General features: G+C 51.9%; 15 protein-coding genes. 5 read left to right on the top strand and 10 right to left on the bottom strand.

Going from position 1 to position 19,251, the window contains the following annotated elements; genetic code table 11:
- Window positions 1-22: 22 nt before the first annotated feature.
- Window positions 23-691 (bottom strand): glutathione S-transferase family protein, encoded by a 669-nt coding sequence (locus RIC05_RS03715; protein ID WP_350045295.1) that lies wholly within the window; start codon window positions 689-691, stop codon window positions 23-25.
- 178 nt (window positions 692-869) lie between these two features.
- Here RIC05_RS03715 and RIC05_RS03710 point away from each other — a divergent pair, with 178 nt between their 5' ends.
- Window positions 870-1,556, top strand: coding sequence for a TetR/AcrR family transcriptional regulator (locus RIC05_RS03710; protein WP_350045296.1), 687 nt, complete (start codon window positions 870-872; stop codon window positions 1,554-1,556).
- On the opposite strand, the gene dapE is transcribed toward RIC05_RS03710, so the two are convergent.
- The 3 genes from dapE to RIC05_RS03695 all read right to left on the bottom strand — a co-directional run bounded on the left by dapE (window position 1,557) and on the right by RIC05_RS03695 (window position 4,615).
- Window positions 1,557-2,696: a succinyl-diaminopimelate desuccinylase gene (gene dapE / locus RIC05_RS03705; RefSeq protein ID WP_350045297.1), complete on the bottom strand. Its 1,140-nt coding sequence runs from the start codon at window positions 2,694-2,696 to the stop codon at window positions 1,557-1,559.
- Window positions 2,697-2,821: 125 nt separating this feature from the next.
- Window positions 2,822-3,670, bottom strand: coding sequence for a 2,3,4,5-tetrahydropyridine-2,6-dicarboxylate N-succinyltransferase (gene dapD / locus RIC05_RS03700; RefSeq protein ID WP_350044284.1), 849 nt, complete (start codon window positions 3,668-3,670; stop codon window positions 2,822-2,824).
- 249 nt (window positions 3,671-3,919) lie between these two features.
- On the bottom strand, window positions 3,920-4,615 hold the full coding sequence (locus RIC05_RS03695) for a pyrimidine 5'-nucleotidase (RefSeq protein ID WP_350045298.1): 696 nt from the start codon (window positions 4,613-4,615) through the stop codon (window positions 3,920-3,922).
- A gap of 381 nt (window positions 4,616-4,996) precedes the next feature.
- Here RIC05_RS03695 and RIC05_RS03690 point away from each other — a divergent pair, with 381 nt between their 5' ends.
- Window positions 4,997-6,679 carry an EAL domain-containing protein gene (locus RIC05_RS03690; protein WP_350045299.1) on the top strand — a complete coding sequence of 561 codons (1,683 nt, stop codon included), beginning with the start codon at window positions 4,997-4,999 and terminating at the stop codon, window positions 6,677-6,679.
- A gap of 170 nt (window positions 6,680-6,849) precedes the next feature.
- Here RIC05_RS03690 and RIC05_RS03685 read toward each other — a convergent pair whose 3' ends face one another.
- The 3 genes from RIC05_RS03685 to RIC05_RS03675 form a co-directional block, all read right to left on the bottom strand.
- Window positions 6,850-7,557 carry a substrate-binding periplasmic protein gene (locus RIC05_RS03685; protein WP_350045300.1) on the bottom strand — a complete coding sequence of 236 codons (708 nt, stop codon included), beginning with the start codon at window positions 7,555-7,557 and terminating at the stop codon, window positions 6,850-6,852.
- A gap of 438 nt (window positions 7,558-7,995) precedes the next feature.
- Entirely contained in the window at window positions 7,996-9,621 is a 1,626-nt protein-coding gene (locus RIC05_RS03680) for a phosphoenolpyruvate carboxykinase (RefSeq protein WP_350045301.1), read from the bottom strand.
- Between the two features lie 218 nt (window positions 9,622-9,839).
- A complete protein-coding gene (locus tag RIC05_RS03675; RefSeq protein ID WP_350045302.1) occupies window positions 9,840-10,604 on the bottom strand; it encodes a HugZ family pyridoxamine 5'-phosphate oxidase in 765 nt (254 codons plus the stop codon).
- A 531-nt stretch (window positions 10,605-11,135) separates the two neighbouring features.
- Here RIC05_RS03675 and RIC05_RS03670 point away from each other — a divergent pair.
- Window positions 11,136-13,400: an EAL domain-containing protein gene (locus RIC05_RS03670; protein WP_350045303.1), complete on the top strand. Its 2,265-nt coding sequence runs from the start codon at window positions 11,136-11,138 to the stop codon at window positions 13,398-13,400.
- Window positions 13,387-15,345, top strand: coding sequence for a sensor histidine kinase (locus RIC05_RS03665; RefSeq protein ID WP_350045304.1), 1,959 nt, complete (start codon window positions 13,387-13,389; stop codon window positions 15,343-15,345). Before RIC05_RS03670 ends, RIC05_RS03665 begins: the two co-directional genes overlap by 14 nt.
- Before the next feature lie 41 nt (window positions 15,346-15,386).
- Here the strand turns inward: RIC05_RS03665 and RIC05_RS03660 are convergent, their stop codons facing one another.
- Window positions 15,387-15,593 (bottom strand): DUF1289 domain-containing protein, encoded by a 207-nt coding sequence (locus tag RIC05_RS03660; RefSeq protein ID WP_350043402.1) that lies wholly within the window; start codon window positions 15,591-15,593, stop codon window positions 15,387-15,389.
- A 139-nt stretch (window positions 15,594-15,732) separates the two neighbouring features.
- Window positions 15,733-15,930, bottom strand: coding sequence for a CsbD family protein (locus tag RIC05_RS03655; RefSeq protein ID WP_350043401.1), 198 nt, complete (start codon window positions 15,928-15,930; stop codon window positions 15,733-15,735).
- 247 nt (window positions 15,931-16,177) lie between these two features.
- Between RIC05_RS03655 and RIC05_RS03650 the strand changes: the two genes are divergently transcribed.
- Window positions 16,178-16,795 (top strand): RNA methyltransferase, encoded by a 618-nt coding sequence (locus RIC05_RS03650; protein ID WP_350043400.1) that lies wholly within the window; start codon window positions 16,178-16,180, stop codon window positions 16,793-16,795.
- 159 nt (window positions 16,796-16,954) lie between these two features.
- Here the strand turns inward: RIC05_RS03650 and RIC05_RS03645 are convergent, their stop codons facing one another.
- Window positions 16,955-19,210 carry an anthranilate synthase component I gene (locus RIC05_RS03645; protein WP_350045306.1) on the bottom strand — a complete coding sequence of 752 codons (2,256 nt, stop codon included), beginning with the start codon at window positions 19,208-19,210 and terminating at the stop codon, window positions 16,955-16,957.
- Window positions 19,211-19,251 lie beyond the last annotated feature (41 nt).

The raw sequence follows: 19,251 nt of genomic DNA, 5'->3' as shown, positions 1-19,251 counted from the left end.
ACAAGGGAAGCGGTTAACGCGATCAAGCAGATTTTAGAACCTGTTCGGGCAATAGCGGATCGGTTTGGGATGCGGAGCTCCGCGCTTTAAACCGTTGATAGGCACCCAATACATTTGGCGCGTCGCCCAACATTTCCGGACCACCGGGCATGGCATTTAGGTAATGCAACATTGGCATGATCATCATGTCGGGGATGGTGAAGCGTTCGCCAAAGAGCCAGCCTTCATCATAAGCCGGGTTTAGAACCGACAAATCATGCCGGATCACATCGGCCAGTTGGTTCATATGGATCGAAAAACCCGGATCATGGCGTTGCTGAGAATCGGCAAATACCATCGGGATGACGAATTTTCGAATGATGTTTTGATCAAGCCGCGTCATCGCAAGGCTGATCCATTGGTTCATCCGGGCAATCTTTTTTCCCGCGACCGGGCGCAAAAGGGGACCGGGGAAACTGTCATCAATGTAGCGGCAAATCGCAGCGGTTTCATAGAGAACGAAGGATCCATGCTTTAGGACCGGCACCTTGCCGAACGGGTTGTGTTTCAGGACCGCTGATGTGGGTTCTTGCCCGGGGTTTTGCACATTCCGGCTGCTGAAATCAAAGCGGATTTCTTTTTCGATACAGGCAATTCGAACGGTGCGCGTCAGGTTGCTGCGCGGCATTCCGACAATGGTGACATCCGACATGGCGGGGTCCTTTGCTGCATGACTTCCGATCCCTGTTTGCCTGCTCCGGTGTGGTGCAGGTTGGGTAGTCGATCTGCAGCTAGAATTACGTGCATCATAATATGTTCAAGAACATATTATAAAGATGTGTCATATTTTCCGAAACGACAGTCCAAAACACCGCCTGGCGGAGTAGAAAATGCCCTATAGCGCCGACCATAAAGCCAAAACCCGCATTCGTGTCATCAATGCCGCAACCGCCTTGTTCAAGAAGGAGGGGTTTGAAAACATCACGATTGATCAGGTGATGGCCGCAGCCGGATTAACCCGCGGCGGGTTTTATGCCCATTTCAAAAACAAGGAAGACTTGTTTGTTGCCTGTGTTGAAAATGGCATGTCGCTTTTGTCATCGCCGCTTCTGGCAGAATTGCGTAAGGCCGAGCGTGGTGGCAATGACTGGATAACGTCCTTTGCCGAGCTTTATCTATCGCGCATCCATATCGAAAACCCCGAAATGGGATGTGCCTTGCCGACATTGTCGACGGAAGTGGCGCGATCCGGGGATAAGGCACGGGTGGCCTTTTCCAAGCTGATTAATCAGGCTACTGAAAAGCTGGCATGGAAACTGGCGAAAGAAGACGCCATTCCGGGCATTGATCGCCATATCAATGTTGATGGCGACCAAAAACCCCGCAATGTCCCTGCGGAATATGAACGGGACTCAACGGCGATGCTGGCAATGATGGTCGGGGCGGTGGTGTTAAGCCGTGCAGTTGATGACGACACAGCCGACCGTATCCTTAAATCAACCCGCGACAGCATTCTCGACGGATGGGAAAAAGGATCGGGAAATACCAACATCCCCGGGATCAAAAAGACCGGTTAATCAGTCAAAAAAGCCGCTAAGGACTTCGGCATAGATGCTGACAAGGTTTTCGATGTCATCGACCATGGCATGTTCATCGACCTTGTGCATGCTCTGCCCGACAAGCCCGAATTCGGCGACTTCGGTATATTTCTGGATAAAGCGTGCATCGGATGTGCCGCCGGTCGTGCTCATTTCCGGGCGCTTGCCGGTTACTTTTTCCGAAGCATCGGCAATCAGGCCGGCAAGTTTTCCGGGCGTGGACAGGAATGCCTCGCCGGAGATTTTGACTTTAAGATCATGTGCGCCTGCGTGATCAGAACAAACATCTTCGATCCATTTTTTCAGATCCGCCCCGGTGTGCTGATCGTTAAAGCGGATGTTAAAAGCGGCACTGACTTTGGCGGGAACCACGTTGGTTGCGGTATTGCCGGCATCAATCGTGGTGACTTCAAGGTTGCTGGGCTGGAAGTGGTCTGTGCCGTGGTCAAGTTCGCAAGCGTTTAACACATCAAGCGTTTTGATCATGCGCGGAACCGGGTTATCCGCCAGATGGGGATAGGCGACATGGCCTTGTGCGCCATAGACTGTTAGCCAGCCAGTGATCGATCCGCGACGGCCGACTTTCATCATCTCGCCCAGATATTTCGGGTTGGTGGGTTCACCGACAAGGCAACAATCGAACTTCTCACCTTCCTGATCGCACCATTCGACCAGTTTGACCGTGCCATTGATCGCATCGGCTTCTTCATCGCCGGTAATCAGGAACGAAATGGATTCGTCGAAATTCGGATGTGCTGCCAAAAACGCATCAACCCCACCCACAAAGCAGGCAATACCGGTTTTCATATCAACCGCACCACGGCCAAACAGACGACCATCAATGACTTCGCCGCCAAATGGATCAACAGTCCATGCCGCACTGTCACCGGCCGGGACAACATCGGTATGTCCGGCAAAACAGAAATTGCGGCCCTTGATCCCAAGGCGGGCATAAAGGTTATCGATGGCGTCACTGTCATCGCCGTCAAAGACCTTGCGCTTACACTCAAATCCACGGGCTTCCAGTGCCTTTTGCAAGACATCAAGCGCGCCTGCATCTGCTGGTGTGACAGACGGGCAACGGATCAGGGATTGGGCAAGTTCAAGGGCGGCAGACATCGGCAATCTCTTGTTTGGTTGGCGGATGGGCACGGTGCCCTTCTGCACAAAGAATGTATGGAAAAGGGCAAAACAGCCATGCCGTTTTGCCCTTTATAAATCAGGATCAACTTTGGTGACAGAAATCAGTCACGCAGCAATTCGTTGATCGAAGTTTTCGAACGGGTGCGTTCATCAACACGTTTGATGATGACAGCGCAATACAGGCTTGGTCCTGGCGTCCCATTGGGAAGCGGTTTGCCCGGAATGCTGCCCGGAACGACAACCGAATATGCCGGAACGCGACCGATAAAGGTCTCGCCGGTGGTGCGGTCAATGATCTTGGTCGATGCGCCAATGAAGACACCCATCGAAATGACGGCACCTTCTTCGACGATAACGCCTTCGACGATTTCCGAACGTGCCCCGATAAAGGCATTGTCTTCGATGATGACCGGACCGGCCTGAAGCGGTTCAAGAACACCACCGATGCCAGCGCCACCTGAAAGGTGAACGTTCTTACCGATCTGTGCGCAGGACCCAACAGTTGCCCACGTATCCACCATAACGCCGGTATCAACATAAGCGCCAAGGTTCACAAAGCTTGGCATCAAAACGGTGCCCGGTGCGACATATGCCGAACGGCGCACGATGCTGCCTGGAACGGCACGGAAACCGGCGGTTTTAAACTCGGCTTCACCCCAACCTTCGAATTTTGACGGGACCTTATCCCACCAGTTGGTGTTTTCGCCCGGACCACCTGCAATGGTGGTCATGTCATTGAGGCGGAAAGACAGCAGAACCGCCTTTTTGGCCCACTGATTGACAACCCATTTGCCATCAGTCTTTTCGGCAACACGCAATTCGCCGCGATCCATGGCGTTCAGCGTCTGGTCAACGGCCTTGCGGATTTCGCCCTGTGTGGTGGCGGCGCTGATTTCGTCGCGGTTTTCCCAAGCGACGTTAATCACGCCTTCAAGTTCAGTTTTGTTCATGTTCGAAGGTCCTTGCGGTCAGCCTTAAATCTGTCGGGCGGAGAATGGTCAATGCAGACCATGAAGTCAACTCCGCCAGTTTGCGTAGAAATGCCCATTTCAGGCAGTTCCCGTTCCTGATCCCTTAGCGGGCTAGACATAGCGGATCGGGCGGCAAAGCTCAATCGTGGAACCATGACAAATCAATCATGTGGGGGCATTACCCAATCGGCGGGGGCCAGCATTTTGCGGGCAGGGAAGTTCACGATGTCAGGATGCGGCAGCAAGGCTGCGTAAAAAACCAATGATATCATTGGTTTCATGATCGATGCGCGGGTCATCCCGGCCGTTTCGCGCCCATTCAAGATCGGTATTAATCCACACCGTGGTCATGCCCATATCCTTGGCCGGTAGCAGATTCTTGGCCATGTCTTCAAAATAAACCGCACGGGTTGGATCAATTCCGTCACGGCGCAGCAGCAGGTCATAGGGTTGTTGCTGTGGCTTGGGAATATAATCAGCATCGACAATGTCAAAGATGGTTTCAAAGCGATCAGCAATGCCAAGCTGATCCATAACCCGTTCCGCATGGCCACGCGAGGCATTGGTGAAAATCAGTTTCCGTCCGGGCAGGTCATCAAGGGCCCGTGCCAAGTCAGGTGCCGGTGCGACCACCGAAACATCGATATCATGCACCTTGGCAAGATAATCGGCCGGGTCGATATCATGTTCGGTCATCAAGCCGCGCAAGGTCGTGCCATAACGATGGAAGTAGTCTTTTTGGACCCGATGGGCGGCATCGGGTTCAAGTTTCAGCATGTCGCGGACATATTTCCCGATCAGATCGGACACCTGTGAAAACAGATCGCAGGTCGATGGATAAAGCGTGTTGTCGAGATCAAAGATCAGGACAGAATTCGGATCAATCTGGGGCAGCGCAGAACGCTTTATCGAAGACGTGGTCATGGTGATGGCCTTATCGCGTGAAACTTTGAGTAAATGGCTGCATTCAGTTGTAAGCGATCAGCACGTGCTTGCAAACATCTGAGCGTGGGTGAGGCGCGAATAGATAAAGTATCGCGCTCAGGGGTTTAAAAAACTTATCCACAACAAAGATATTATCCTAGGACCTGTACGAAAAACGCCGATTTCGATGAGGATAACCGGACAATTTCCTGCGAAGTTGCCTGTCAGTGAACGCGTCAGGCCATGAATTATTGACGTTGTAAAAGCCTTGTTAAGCAAAAAGAGCAGATTATGAAGAAAAGCAGAAACGACTAAGACGACAATTTTCTTGTTCGGGGGAAGTGGAAATTGTCGGGATCATGGGCAGCTTGAGAGGGCGCTTTGAATAAACTTATACAAGCTCGAACAACTGAATTGCGAAACGAACGTAACCGTTTTGCAGCACTGGCCTTCGTATGGGGGGACCTTCTTCTGGAGCTGGATGGCGATTTGCGGATCGTCTTTGCATCAGGGGCAGCCGACGGGATCATTGGACGACGGCAGCAGGATCTTGCGGGGCATCTGTTTACAAGTTTTCTGGCCAAACAATTCAAGCCATTGGTCACCGAGATGTTGCAAGTCGCACGCCGGCGCGGCCGAATGGACAATATTCAGGTCCGATTTTCTCAGGAAGACGATCAGCTTAGCCCGCCTGTCTCCATGAGCGGTTATTTCCTGCCTGATCTTGGCGATCACTTTTTTGTCGCACTTCGTGTTGCGATCAATGCCTTGCCGCCGGAAATTGTGGCCTCCATCAGACGTGACAATGCCAGTGGGCTTCTCGATGAAGAAAGCCTGTCAAAGGTGGTTACCGAACGGCTGGTTGCGCAACGTGAAACCGGGGTAGAGCACAAATTCACCCTGATGACGCTGAACGCCTTTGATCCGTTGTGCAAGCGCATGGGACAGATTGAACGGGCTGAGCTGATGGCAAGTGTGGGGGCGTTTTTGCGGGCCCATTCGGTTGCCGGTGATACCGCCGGGCGCCTTAGTTCCGAACAGTTTGGCATGTTGCATAAACCCGACATCCCGATCGGGGCGCTTGAAAAGCGGATCGAGGAATGTATTCGCGATGCTGACCCCAAGGGTATCGGAGTTGAAGTCAGCTCGACCGCAACCGATTTCACCGCCGAGGTCATTCCGCCGGGCGACTTGACCCGTGGCGTGTTGTATTCCATCCGCCGGTTTTGTGACCGTCAGGACCACGGGTTCACATTCTCGCGGTTGATGGGGCAGGCCAATAATCTGGTGAACAGCACTTTTTCGGCGATGCAGGATTTTGGAACACGGGTCGATGAGCTGAAATTTGATGTGGTGTATCAACCCATTGTCCGTCTGCCGACGGCGGAAATTCATCATTTTGAAGTTTTGGTGCGGTTCAATGATGATGATGGAAAGCTGATCCCGACCCAGGAGCTGATTGCCTTTGCCGAGCAGGTCAATATGGTCCATCGGCTTGATTTGGCGATGTTGCGACGGACCCTTAAATGGATCAAATCGCAACTAGAAACCGGGATTACGGTGCGGGTTGCAGTGAATGTTTCCGGTCATTCGCTTGAAAATCCGGACTTTTGCCGTTCAGCCATCGCTTTGTTTGAACGTAATCGTGAAACACTTGGTCAATTGATGCTTGAAGTCACCGAGACGTCCGAGATCAAGGATGTCGAAACAGCGGCCAAATGGATCAGCCGGTTCCGTGAATTCGGGATCGAGATTTGTCTGGATGACTTTGGCACGGGGGCGTCGAACTTCCGATATCTGAGTGCGATGGAAGTCGATTATGTCAAGATCGACGGGATATCTATTCGTCAATCCATGAAGACCGGCAAAGGCAAGGCCTTCATGCGATCGCTTGTTGATCTGTGCCATGAAATTGGCGTCGAGGTTGTCGGTGAGATGGTTGAAAACGATGCCATGCGCGATCTGATTACCAAAGCAGGGTTTGATTACGCACAAGGCTATCTGTTTGGCAAACCCGAAGCCGACATTACCCTTTATTGGCGGGATGCCCCGACGCATCGGTAGACATTAAGCAAGGGTTCGAAGCAAAAGTCCGCCATTGAGCGGGCTTTTGTTCTGGCCGCATTGAAACCTTGTCGATCCAACATGAAGCGTCCTGTTCAGTAACGTCGGAAATTACAGGCATGTCACTGTTTGAATATTTACGCTGATCTGGTGGGTGGGACCTGTCGGCGTTACTGGTTCTTATCTGGGGATATAGTGTCGGTTTCCGGGGACGTCCCGTATTTCGCAAGAATGTTTTCATAAAGGCCATTGTTGCGGATTGTCTGCAAACCAAGATTAAATTGCGCCATAAGCTCCTCGGATCCATCAATATTCTTGGTAATGCAGGAATAATACGGATTGTTGGCAATTATTTTGGTTTTTAGCGATGATATGTCCGGCATCGTGTTGCTGCCATGCTTGATCAGGTAATCTATTGGTGACTTGAATGACAGCACCGCATCCAAGCGCCGCGATAGCAGCAAGTTGACCAAGGTTGCTTCGCTATTGGCCATGATGATGTCAAGACCGGCATCCCGGGCGGTGGCTTCCAGGCTGTAGCCGTTGACGACACCAACCGTCATGTTGCGGGCATCTTCAACCGTGTTAACGCTATCAAGTATTTCTTGTTGGGTCGCGTAAACAGCGACCCGGACATGGCCGAGCAGATCGGAAAAAAGAAAGTCCTTTTCACGTTCCGGCAAATAGCTGCACGAACACAGCCCGTCGACTTGCCCCGTCCGGGCAAGGAAGTAGGCCCGTTTCCACGGATAGAACGGGGTGATCAGGGTGATGTTGCGTGTGGCAAATGCGGCCCTTAGAATTTCAACATCATAGCCCGGTTCAGGAGCGGTGCCTTCGATCTTTGAGGGCGGAAACGGGTTGCAGGCAAGTGTCACTGTTGTGTGCTTACCTGCCGGTGACATCAGAGAGTTTTGGGCATGTGCCGGTGACTGTATTGCGACGAGTATCGCAAAACACAGACAACAGAGTGCGAAGACCCATTCTCTGAGGCGTGTCGTGCCCAGAAAGCATCCTTTGTCTGTCGCGCCTTTTGCAGGTGGCCGCAAAGAAGCATCAGGAAAATGAGCCGTCACGCGCATTGATTTTCCCAGATTAAAGGGTCGTTATTTTTCAACAAGATCAGCATGCTATCACGATTCGCAGCGTTATGTATTCAATCTATCGTATGAGGGATCCATCACCCTTGCCTGACAGTGCTTGGAGCATGATCAGGAGAGATACGGGATGTGGTGATGTGTAATATGACTGACGATCAGGACATAAAAAAAGGCCGGTGCAAAACACCGGCCTCTTCGGATCGTTTGGTGAGCAGATTACTCTGCAGCTTTGACTTCTGCGCTGCTGCGGATTGCTGATTCGCGCACATCGTCGGTGACATGTTCTTCGAACTTGGTGAAGTTCTTTTCAAACAGGCCGGTCAGGTTGGCAGCCGCCTTGTCATAGGCTGCTTTGTCTTTCCAGCTATCACGCGGGTTCAGAACTTCTGCCGGAATGTCGCCACATGCGGTCGGGTATGCCAGACCGAAATACGGATCGGTAGCAAACTCGGTATTTTCAAGTTCACCATTCAGGGCTGCATTCAGCAGACCACGGGTGTAACCGATCTTCATGCGCGAACCCGTACCATAGCCACCACCGGACCAACCGGTATTGACCAGCCAGCAATTGGCTTGGTGTTTTTCCATCAATTCACCAAGAAGCTTGGCATAGACGGACGGGTGACGCGGCATGAAAGGTGCACCAAAGCAGGCAGAAAATGCTGCGGTTGGTTCTTTAACACCTTTCTCGGTGCCAGCAACCTTTGCGGTGTAACCCGACAGGAAGTGATACATCGCCTGTGCCGAGGTCAGTTTGGCAATCGGCGGCAAAACACCAAAGGCATCACAAGTCAGCATGATGATGTTTTTCGGATGCGCACCACGGCCATCGGCCGATGCATTCGGAATGAATTCGATCGGATAGCTTGAACGGGTGTTTTCGGTGTGACGGGCATCGTCGAGATCAAGCTCGCGCGATTGTTTGTTCATCACAACGTTTTCAAGAACGGTACCGAAACGCTCAGTGGTCGCGTAAATTTCCGGTTCTGCTTCTTTGGAAAGTTTGATGACTTTCGCGTAGCAGCCGCCTTCAAAGTTAAACACGCCATCTTCGCCCCAGCCATGCTCATCATCACCGATCAGGGTGCGTGATGCGTCAGCAGACAAGGTGGTTTTACCGGTGCCCGACAGGCCAAAGAATACAGCCGTGTCGCCGTCTTTGCCCATATTGGCCGAGCAATGCATCGGCATGACGCCTTTGGCCGGAAGGATGTGGTTGAGAACCGAAAAGATCGATTTCTTCATTTCGCCGGCATACCAGGTGCCGCCGATGATGACCATTTTACGCTCGAAGCTGACCATTACGAAAACTTCGGAACGGGTGCCATCGACTTCCGGGTCTGCCTGAAGGCCCGGCGCGTGCAGAATGGTGAATTCCGGTGCGAAATCGCGCAGTTCTTCTTTTTGCGGCTGGATAAACATGTTGCGCGCAAAAAGGTTATGCCATGCATTTTCGTTGATCACGCGCACCGGCAGGCGGAAGCGCGGGTCAGAACCGGCAAAGCAATCTTGAACGAAAAGTTCGGTGCCCTGGAAATATGCGCGCACTTTCTGATACAGGCGCTCAAATACTTCCGGGCTGACCGGGCGATTTACGTCGCCCCAATCAATGTCTGCCTTGGTGCTGTCTTCTTCGACAACAAAACGGTCCAACGGGGAACGGCCGGTATGTTCGCCGGTCAGTGCGACGAAAGCACCACCTTTGGCGATTTTGCCTTCGTTGCGACGGATCGCGTGTTCGTAAAGGCCGGCAGCGTCAAGGTTCCAGTGAACGGCGCCAAGGTTTTTGAGGCCATGAGTTTCAAGGCCTACACGGCTGACAACGGGTCCTGATTGCAGCACGAATCTCTCCTGGTGGGAATTAAAAGTTGGGGGTTAAATCTTAATTCTACACAGTAAATTGTGGGAAACTCACTGCGTTGAGACATATTGTTACAAAGGTGTCTTAAAAGCAACCGGTCCTTTTGCCTAATACCAAGGAAAACGTAGGGTATTTTGCGATTGTGAAAATTCTATGTTCATGGCTGAGGATTAAATTTTCAGAATACAAATAGTGTGATTTATGCGCGCGAAATTTTGCTCATTTCGACCAAAATTTGACGCGCGTCAGATGGATTCAGCACCGTTTGTGGAAACTCGATTCTGAGGACCGAAGAATCAGGCAAACCGGTCCCTAAAACCATGCCATCGCAATCAATTGACATCATCTTCCAGCCGGGCTGTTTGGGTTGGCCGGTGTGGTGGGCGACAATGTCAGCAATAGCGTCCAGATGGTCTGTATTCATATGACCCACGATATGATCGTGACTTGCTGCGAGTGCGTGACAGTCATCAACAGTGAATTGTGTGCCAGACAGACGACGTTGTTTGCCAAATCCACCAACCCAATAGGCGGCCTCCACGGCGACACGGTAAAAACCGAAATCGCCAAAGTCGACATATTGTGCCGCATCAGGGTTGATCAGAAGATAACGTTCCCGTATGTCGGCGGACGTGGTCGGCATGGCGCGGCCAAACAGGGTAAGGCGGGGATGATCGGTTTCGATCGGGCGCGTGTCGTCGCGGGAAGGATCAACCCCCGTGAAAAGCATCGAAAGTCTGGCATCTGCCTTTAAATGACGGGTGTGATCGGCCAGATCGGAAATCAATAGGATCGGGGCGCCATCAAGATCGATTGCCGGAACAACCATGGATGCGACCGGCCACCCGTCGGCAACCTGCTTATGCCCGATGGCCGTGGTGGCAAGAACGGCCGAGGATGATCGTCGACAGATGCGACGAAGATCAGATGCGGATGCGGCTGGATTGGTTTGGTCTTCGGCCATTGTTCACTGCCTTGTTCTCGAGTGCGTTCATTTTTCCCGCATAGTCTTAAGCAGACAGTCTAGGTGCTGACCCTAAAGAGGCAAACTGCAAATGCATTGATGCACAATGATGCGTCATTTCAAATTTCATGGCGTCATTTGCAGATCATCCGTAATAGGAACATTCACGTAGGAGCCGACAATACATGTGTCCGGATGCAGTGATGTTGACGGTCGAAATCTTTAGAATATTTCACTTTTCCGGTTTTGGGGTGATCAACCTTTGGTGGTGAGCGAATGGTTTCTTGCATTGTGATACCAGTGGCAATCCCCTGATTCTTTAAAAACAGAATTTACAGGGTGGATAAGGAGGAATTCATAAGCATACATGAATGTGCTGACGCGTTGTAAGAGTACGGTCTTGGTATAGTTGTAATAGCGGGATCAAAGCATATATCTCACAAAGGGGACAATTTCTTCGATCTGTAAAAGATGAGGAAGGGTCAAAAAATAACAGTCATGCCGTGACGTGTTTTTTGGAGACAATTTCGTATGCGCGAGCATTTTGAAACGGCTGATGGCAAACATCACGCGCCGGATTCGCATGCAACAAATTCTCGGATAGAGGGTGCTGAATCTCATCCCGGTTTGTCGGACAAGGTATGGAAAATTCTGGTCGTCGATGATGATATTGACGTCCATGAAGCAACTGAATTTTCACTCAATAAGGTCACTATCCTTGGCCGTGACTTGCAGCTTTTGCATGCAACACGTGGTGAAGAAGTACTTGGTTATCTAAAATCCACCCCAAATATCGCCGTGATCATGCTTGACGTCGTTATGGAAGAACCCGACACGGGGTTGCGTCTGGTAGGGAAAATTCGCGACCTTGGTTACAACGAGCCGCGCATTATTCTGCGTACCGGCTATTCAGGACAGGCACCCGAAGATGACGTCATCAAAAATTATGACATCAATGATTATCGCACCAAGGATGAATTGAGCCGCACGCGACTGATCACCTCGCTGACGACGGCGATCCGGTCATACGATCATATCCGCAGTCTGAGCGACACGCGTGCTGGTCTTGAGATGGTTATCGAAAGCACGCAACGTCTTTACAGCAACAAAAATCTTGCCCTGTTTGCTGAGGGCGTCCTGACGCAGGTTGCCGCCATTCTGCGACTTCGGTTCGAAGGTGCCGTGTGTGCCGTGGGCGGGACCACAGGTGATGACCAAGATAGCATGGTCGTTATGGCTGGACTTGGACGTTTTGCGGAAAACGTAGGGACCGAATTGCGGGATGTTCCCGATGTCGATTTGACCATGGTGCAAGATGTTGCGTTTGACAATGTGACGCCTGAACTGAGTGATAACAAAATTGGGTTGCGTTTTCGCACCAAAACCGGCCGCGAATTGGTGATCTATTTTGAGCATAATGGCGCGCTGCCCAATACCGATATTGTGTTGTTGCAGGTTTTTGCCAGCAATCTTGCGATCTGTTTCGAAAATCTGGACTTGATCAATCATTTGGGCGAATTGGCCTTTGTCGATCAACGCTTGGGATTGCCCAATCACAATGCGTTTAGTAGGGAACTTGGCGGACTGGTTTCCGGAAAAACAGATAGTGCGACTGTTGCGCTTATTTCGTTAGAGGAAGCCCCGCAACTTGCCGTGGCCTTTGGCCTGTCCTTTGCTGAAAACGTCATGTCGGCAGTTCATGACCGTATGCGGGGAATGCTTGGAGAACCAGTTCTGATTGCCCGTGTCGGTGACTACATATTTGGTGTTGTCGATAGTACCGGTACGCTGGATCCGGCGATTATTTCAGGCGCCTTTGATGAAACATTTTCGATCATGGGCAACCGGATTTCGATTGCTGCATCAATCGGGATTGTTTCGTGCGATCCAAACGGCCAACAGGCATCGGATATTGACCGTGCTGCACGGAGCACGTTACTGCGTGTGATGCAGGACCATCCGGGCACAACCTTGTTGTTCACCCCTGAAATTGGCAACGAGATTGAAAATACAGTTCGGATAAAGTCGGCCTTACAGGGTGCCGTGCTATCCAAAGAGTTTCGGTTCGTTTTCCAACCCAAAATCGACATCACGACAGGAGCTGTGTCCGGAGCGGAAATGCTGTGTCGTTGGGAAATGAACGGCGAGAATATTCCACCATCTACCTTTATCCCAATTGCCGAGCGGGCCGGGTTTAGCGCCGACATTGCCTTACAAAGCCTGATGACCATTCCGGTTTTTTGGGCAAAGCTTGAGAATGCAGGACTTCCCAGACTGCCCGTTGCGATCAATCTTGCAGTGCCTGACATCTGCAATCCCGATTTTATCGAGGCACTTGGTCGGCAATGCGAAGAAACGGGTCTTGCGCCCGAACTGATCTCGTTTGAGATCACGGAAACGCAAGCGATTGCAGTTGACGCAGATGCATCGCGCGGGGTTATCGCGCTTAAACGTCGGGGCTTTAAGCTATGGCTTGATGACTTTGGCACTGGGTATTCGTCGCTAAGCCACCTTGATACCCTTCCTGTTGATGGCATCAAAATCGATAAGTCGTTTGTTTCGACCCTGACGCGTGAAGCAGCACGCGGCAGTTTGGCAGCCACCGCAAAGACGATGGCAGATAATCTTGGATTAAAATCGATTGCAGAAGGCGTTGAGACTTTTGAACAGCATCAGATTGCCCGTCTTCTTGGCATCGAATGTGTACAGGGGTTTTATTATGCCAAGCCAATGGACCCTGATGCCTTTATCGAATGGCTAAAACGCTGGGATATGTCGGCGCATGTCGGAGATTAAAGCATCAGGCGCATCGGGTTCTGCCAGTGCGCGTTCACGTGCGTTTAAATTATTGTCGCCAGCCGGGGTCGTTTGGTATCGAAACAAGGCGTTTTGGCGCACGACCGTGATTTCGTTCATCGTCGGCACGGTGTTCATGTGTGCCAGTTGGGCCGGTTGGCAGTTCCTTGAGGCAAAACGACAGAACGACATCGCATCCCGACAAGTGTTACTTGATGCAGTGATACACGAAAATACACTTCGCCGCTGGTTTGAAGCGGCATCGCAGATTTTAAGGATCGCTGCACAGAATACATCCATCCGCAACTTTGATCAGGATCCTGATGCGGCAATTGAGCAGCTGCGTGTTATTGCCAACGAAGCGGACCGGTTTAGCCAGTTGCGAATTCTTGGTAATGATGGATTTGAGCAAATACGACTGGACCGTAAATTAAATGGACTGGAAGTCGCCCCGGCGGACATTTTGCAAGACAAATCATCGCGATATTACTTCAGCGCGACAGCGGAGCTTGCGTCGGGCGACGTTTATATCAGTCCGATTGACCTTAACGTCGAACGCGGCGTGATTGAAACGCCTTGGCGTCCAACGGCCCGTTTGGCAACGCCGATCAGTACAGTGGATGGTGATCGGCGCGGCTATATTGTGTTTAATCTTGATATGGCGGTGCCGCTTGCGGAATTTGGACGCGATGAGGATCATGCGACAAGGACCGAGCTTCTGAACAAAGATGGCTATTGGTTGGCGGGGGTTGGAAACGACAATCTTTGGGCATTTATGACAGAAGCCACTGCCAATATGGCGCTTGATCAGGATGCACTTTGGCAGAAAGTTATACGAAATGTCGGTGCTGACGATGTGTTTAAGCATGGTCAGAGATTTTATCATGCACGTTTGATCACGCCGGTTGCCTTGGCAGGATTGCGACAAGTTGACATGGCCGAGGACGGTTATGGACAACTTTTTATCCTTGCCAGTGCGCCAGAAAATAACAGGTTTTTAGATCCGCGGCTGTCAGACATCGCGGTATTGCTCGTCGGGACAATACTGATTGCGGCCCTGTCATTTGTGATCGGCATTTTCAATTTACATCGCCAACAGTCGCAAGCGGCGCAAGAGCGCATAGCAAGCCATCTTGTCGGTATGCGCCGCATGGCATCGTTGGGTCGTATCGTCGCAGGTGTTACCCATGAAATGCGCACACCGATTGGCAATGCGATTACAGTTACTTCGACGCTGGGAGAACATCTTGATGATCTTTCGACAAAACTTGGCGGTCAGGAAATCGATCCGCAGTCGGTGCGCGACGATGTCAGTTATCTTCAGAACGGTGTGCGGATCGTTCAGAAAAACCTTGAACGTACCGTGACCCTTGTCGGGCATTTCCGCCAGACGGCAGCAGACCAGTCGAACCACAACCTTCGTGAATTTGATCTTTGCCAGTTGCTAGGTGATCTGGTTGCAACATTGCGAAATCAGCTTAAAAAGTCCGGGATCAAGATCGTTTTTGAAGGACCGGAAGATGCCCGGATTGAACACTATTCCGATGCAATTGATCAGGTGGTTCTCAGTCTGATTACCAACGCGGAACGCCATGCTTTCGTTGATCGTTCCGACGCCAAAATCACTCTTCGACTTGTTGATATCGACGCGCATTTTTATCAAATCGATGTTGAGGATAACGGGGTGGGTATTGATCCGGCCTTGCATGATCGGGTGTTTGAGCCGTTCTGGACTGCCAATGCGGCCAATCCGGGCAGTGGTCTTGGCATGGCGATTGTCGGGAATGTTGTCGAAACCGTTTTGGGCGGGAGCATCCAGATGCAATCAGTTGTCGGCGAGGGGACGATATTTTCAATCATACTCCCGAAAACTGTTCGGAAAGCCGCCAACGGCCGCAAAAGTGCGTTTGACGTTTCAGGTGACAATGAAGATGACGGCGCTTAGCGGTGCCGTCATGTTTGGGTAAAGACGCCTGTAACGGTTGTTTAGACGGCGTGACTTTTCGTCGTTTCACGTGATTGGGTCTTTGCCACAGCGCGCCGTTTACCAATTTGGGCGAGGATGCGTTTTTTGCCCCCGTCACTTAAACCCGTCCATGATCCGATTTCATCGCCAGTGCGAAAACAACCCGAACAAAATCCGGATTTGGCATCAAGCACACAGACGCCAGTGCAGGGTGATTTAACGGCCATAGGGTTTTTGATCTTTGCTAGCGGATGACAAATTAAGCGCGCCCGCCATACAAAACAGTTTCGCCCCCATGGATCAAGTCTGAACAAGTCCATGGGGGCGAAATAAGATCTGCAATTTGTCGTGTCGCGCGCGCGTGCGCTACATACGGTCGAACCAGGCGCTTACCTGACGTTCGGCTTCTTCGCGCTCGATGCCGTATTTTTCCTGAACAAGGCCGACAAGTTTTTCCTGCTTGCCTTCAACTTGGTCAACTTCATCATCCGTCAGGCGACCCCATTCGCTTTTGACATCACCAGTGATTTGTTTCCAGCGCCCGGCGATTTGATCCCAATTCATTTGGTTCTCCTGCTTTGGTGGAAGTTTGCTTGTGTCTTACTTTGTGTAAGTGTCTTTGGTGTTTTCACCTTCCGTTATTCAAACGGTCCGCTAGGGCATATGTTCCAAACCCTGTCTGTGTGCGTGGTCGTGGCGCGCGTTTTGGGGCGGTTGGCTTGCCTTATTTGGCGCGGGCGGGTATAGCCCGTTTCATTGTTTTGATCGGAGTTATCATCGTGCGGGGCCACCGTGCGGCACGGAGGAAGATATGCGCGGCTATTTCGGGATTGGAATTGAAGGGGCAAGCAAGCCTTTGAATGTGGGCACCCTGTTTCGTTCTGCCCATGCTTTTGGTGCAAGCTTTGCGTTTACGGTTGATGCGGATTTCCGAGAGGAACGTTCAAACATCACCGATACGTCAAAGTCCGCTGAACAAATGCCGTACTATCATTTCCCCAGTCACGATAATTTTTTCCTGCCGTCGGGATGCCGGATGGTCGGGATTGAATTAACGCCCGATGCGATTGAACTGCCCAGTTTCAAACATCCATCGCAAGCGGCCTATATCCTTGGTCCGGAACGTGGAAACCTGTCACAGGGCATGCAGGATAAATGTGATTTCATCATCAAAATCCCCATGAGCTTTTGCGTCAATGTCGCGATTGCCGCCAATATTGTGATGTACGATCGTTTGATCAGTCTGGGCCGATTTGCCCCGCGCCCGGTGCGTGCCGGTGCCCCGACCGAACCAAAACCCGAAGGCCAGTATGGCGGCTGGATTTCGCGCACCCGCGAAAAACGCATCGGCAATCCGGAAAAGTTCCGCAAGGCCCCACCACCCGACTATAGCGTGATCGATGGCGATCTGGATGACGAAGACGCTTAAGGCATTGGTCGGATAAGTATCTTTCCAGAACTGAAAGATCGCAAAAAAAAGCAACGGCCGCGAGGGAGGAGCGCGGCCGCTGCTGTGTATGATCTGTGCTTTGTTGTGCCATTCACAGGGGGGCTTTGGCACAGCACAGATCAGGTGCAAATGTAATCGTCAGGCTGCCTTTGCGTCAGTTGGCTGCGATTTATTAGGGTCATTGTCGGCTTCCTCATCTGGCAGCCGTCCATGCGGATTGCGGAGCAAGTTCGCGATCATGCGCATTCCAACATCGCCTTGCAGGGTTAAAAGGCTTTCCGGATGGAATTGTACCGCACTGATCGGAAGACTGCTGTGACGAATGCCCATGATCACGCCATCATCACTACGTGCGGTGACGGTTAAATCGGCGGGCAGTTCGGCGGCCTTGGCAAACAGTGAATGATAACGCCCGACAACAATGTCTTCAGGCAGACCTTCAAACAGCGGATCGCTTGTATCGAGTTTCACCTTTGACGGTTTGCCATGCATCGGTGTGACAAGTTGTCCAAGGGTGCCGCCGAAAAATTCGACAATCCCCTGCAAGCCAAGGCACACCCCAAACACCGGTAAACCAGCGGCCAACGCACGTTCAATGCTGTCGCGCAGATGATAGTCATCTGGCCGTCCGGGGCCGGGGGATAGAAACACAAGATCAGGTTTGAAATCATCAAAGGCTTCATCCGGGAAACCCGGACGCAGTGTTAGTGTTTCAGCACCCGTCGCGCGGATATAGCTTGCCAGATTCTGAACAAAGCTGTCTTCGTGATCGATCAGAAGCACCCGTTTGCCGAGCCCTGAACTTGCCGGATCAATGGTGATTTCATCCTTGGCATCGCGGGTTACTGCATCAATCATTGCTGATGCCTTCAGCACGGTTTCGGCTTCTTCGGCCTCAGACACACTATCAAAAAGCAATGTCGCGCCAGCGCGGACTTCGGCGACACCCTGTTTCAGGCGGACAGTGCGCAATGTCAGGCCGGTATTCAGATCGCCATTGCAGAGAACAGCACCAATCGCTCCGCCATACCATGCGCGCGAACTGCGTTCGACGGCTTCGATATGTTTCATGGCAGCCCGTTTTGGCGCGCCGGTAACAGTCACGGCCCAGCAATGGGTCAGGAAGGCATCAAGCGCATCAAACCCGTCGCGCAGGCGGCCTTCGACGTGATCAACTGTGTGGATCAGGCGGGAATACATTTCGATCTGACGACGGCCGAGAATGCGGATGCTGCCCGGTTTGCAGACCCGTGCCTTGTCGTTGCGGTCAACATCTGTGCACATGGTCAGTTCCGACTCATCCTTGGTCGAGTTGAGCAATATACGGATGTTTTCGGCATCCTCGATCGCATCACGGCCACGCGCAATCGTGCCCGAAATCGGACAGGTTTCGATCCGCTGTCCTTTGACCCGGACATACATTTCCGGTGACGCACCAATCAGATGTTCACCGTCGCCTAGGTTGATCAGAAAACCATACGGGGCAGGGTTGCGGCGTTTCAGACGGCGGAAAATTTCCGAGGGTGCGGTGGCACAAGGGGTTCGGAAAACGCGGCTGGGGACGACTTCAAATAATTCACCACGGGCAAAGCGCGGCTTGGTTTCATCGACGATGGCGGCGTATTCACCGGTTTCCATATCGTTTTCAACCACGGCATTGTTGCCGCGTGATGGCGGGTGGGGTTGCGATATCCGTTCACACCCAACCGTGCTGCGTCCGTCGGGGGCGATGAATTCATAGTCGATTTTGGTCGCAACCCGGGATGCATGATCGACCGTGACCAATTGATCCGGCAGGAACAGATGGATGTCTTTGTGGTCCGACGGGCGGTCTTGGGTCAGATTGATCTGTTCGAAATGAAGGGCGATGTCATATCCAAACGCCCCATACAGACCAAGGCGTTCATCGCCCTTATGCCCAAACAGATCCCGCAGTGCGCGGACAACTGAAAACAGGCTTGGCTGTTGGCTGCGTTCTTCTTCAGGGAACCAGGAAGCCGGGGTTTTAACCAGGCCGTAAAGGCCATCTTCACCGTTGGTGAGGCTTTCGATATGCGGATGATTGCCCAATGTATCGGCGATGATATCAAGCAAGACCCGCCCGCGATCATTTAAGGCCCGGACGGTAAAGCCGCGTTCGCGTCCGACAATTTCAAGCGGTGGCGCATCAAATCCCATATCCCAGCGTGAATAGCGACCCGGAAACTCGTAACTTGATGACAGCAAAACACCCTTGGTCTGATCAAGGGCATCAATCAGGCTTTCGGTTGCGTCTTCGTAAGTGACGGTCGTCATACGGCGAATGACGGAAATGCCGCCATCGGTGGTGTAGCGATATTCGCTACTTTCATTGCCGTCTTTGGAAATGCCGGTTTCCTGATGTGGGGTCGTCACGTCTGTTCCTCCTGTGTGCGCCGTGCCGCAGGAGGATTGTG

The organism is Thalassospira sp. (assembly GCF_040218635.1).
Taxonomy (GTDB): domain Bacteria; phylum Pseudomonadota; class Alphaproteobacteria; order Rhodospirillales; family Thalassospiraceae; genus Thalassospira.
Note: the sequence above shows the minus strand (reverse complement) of the source record. Positions and strands in the feature narration are given on the sequence as shown.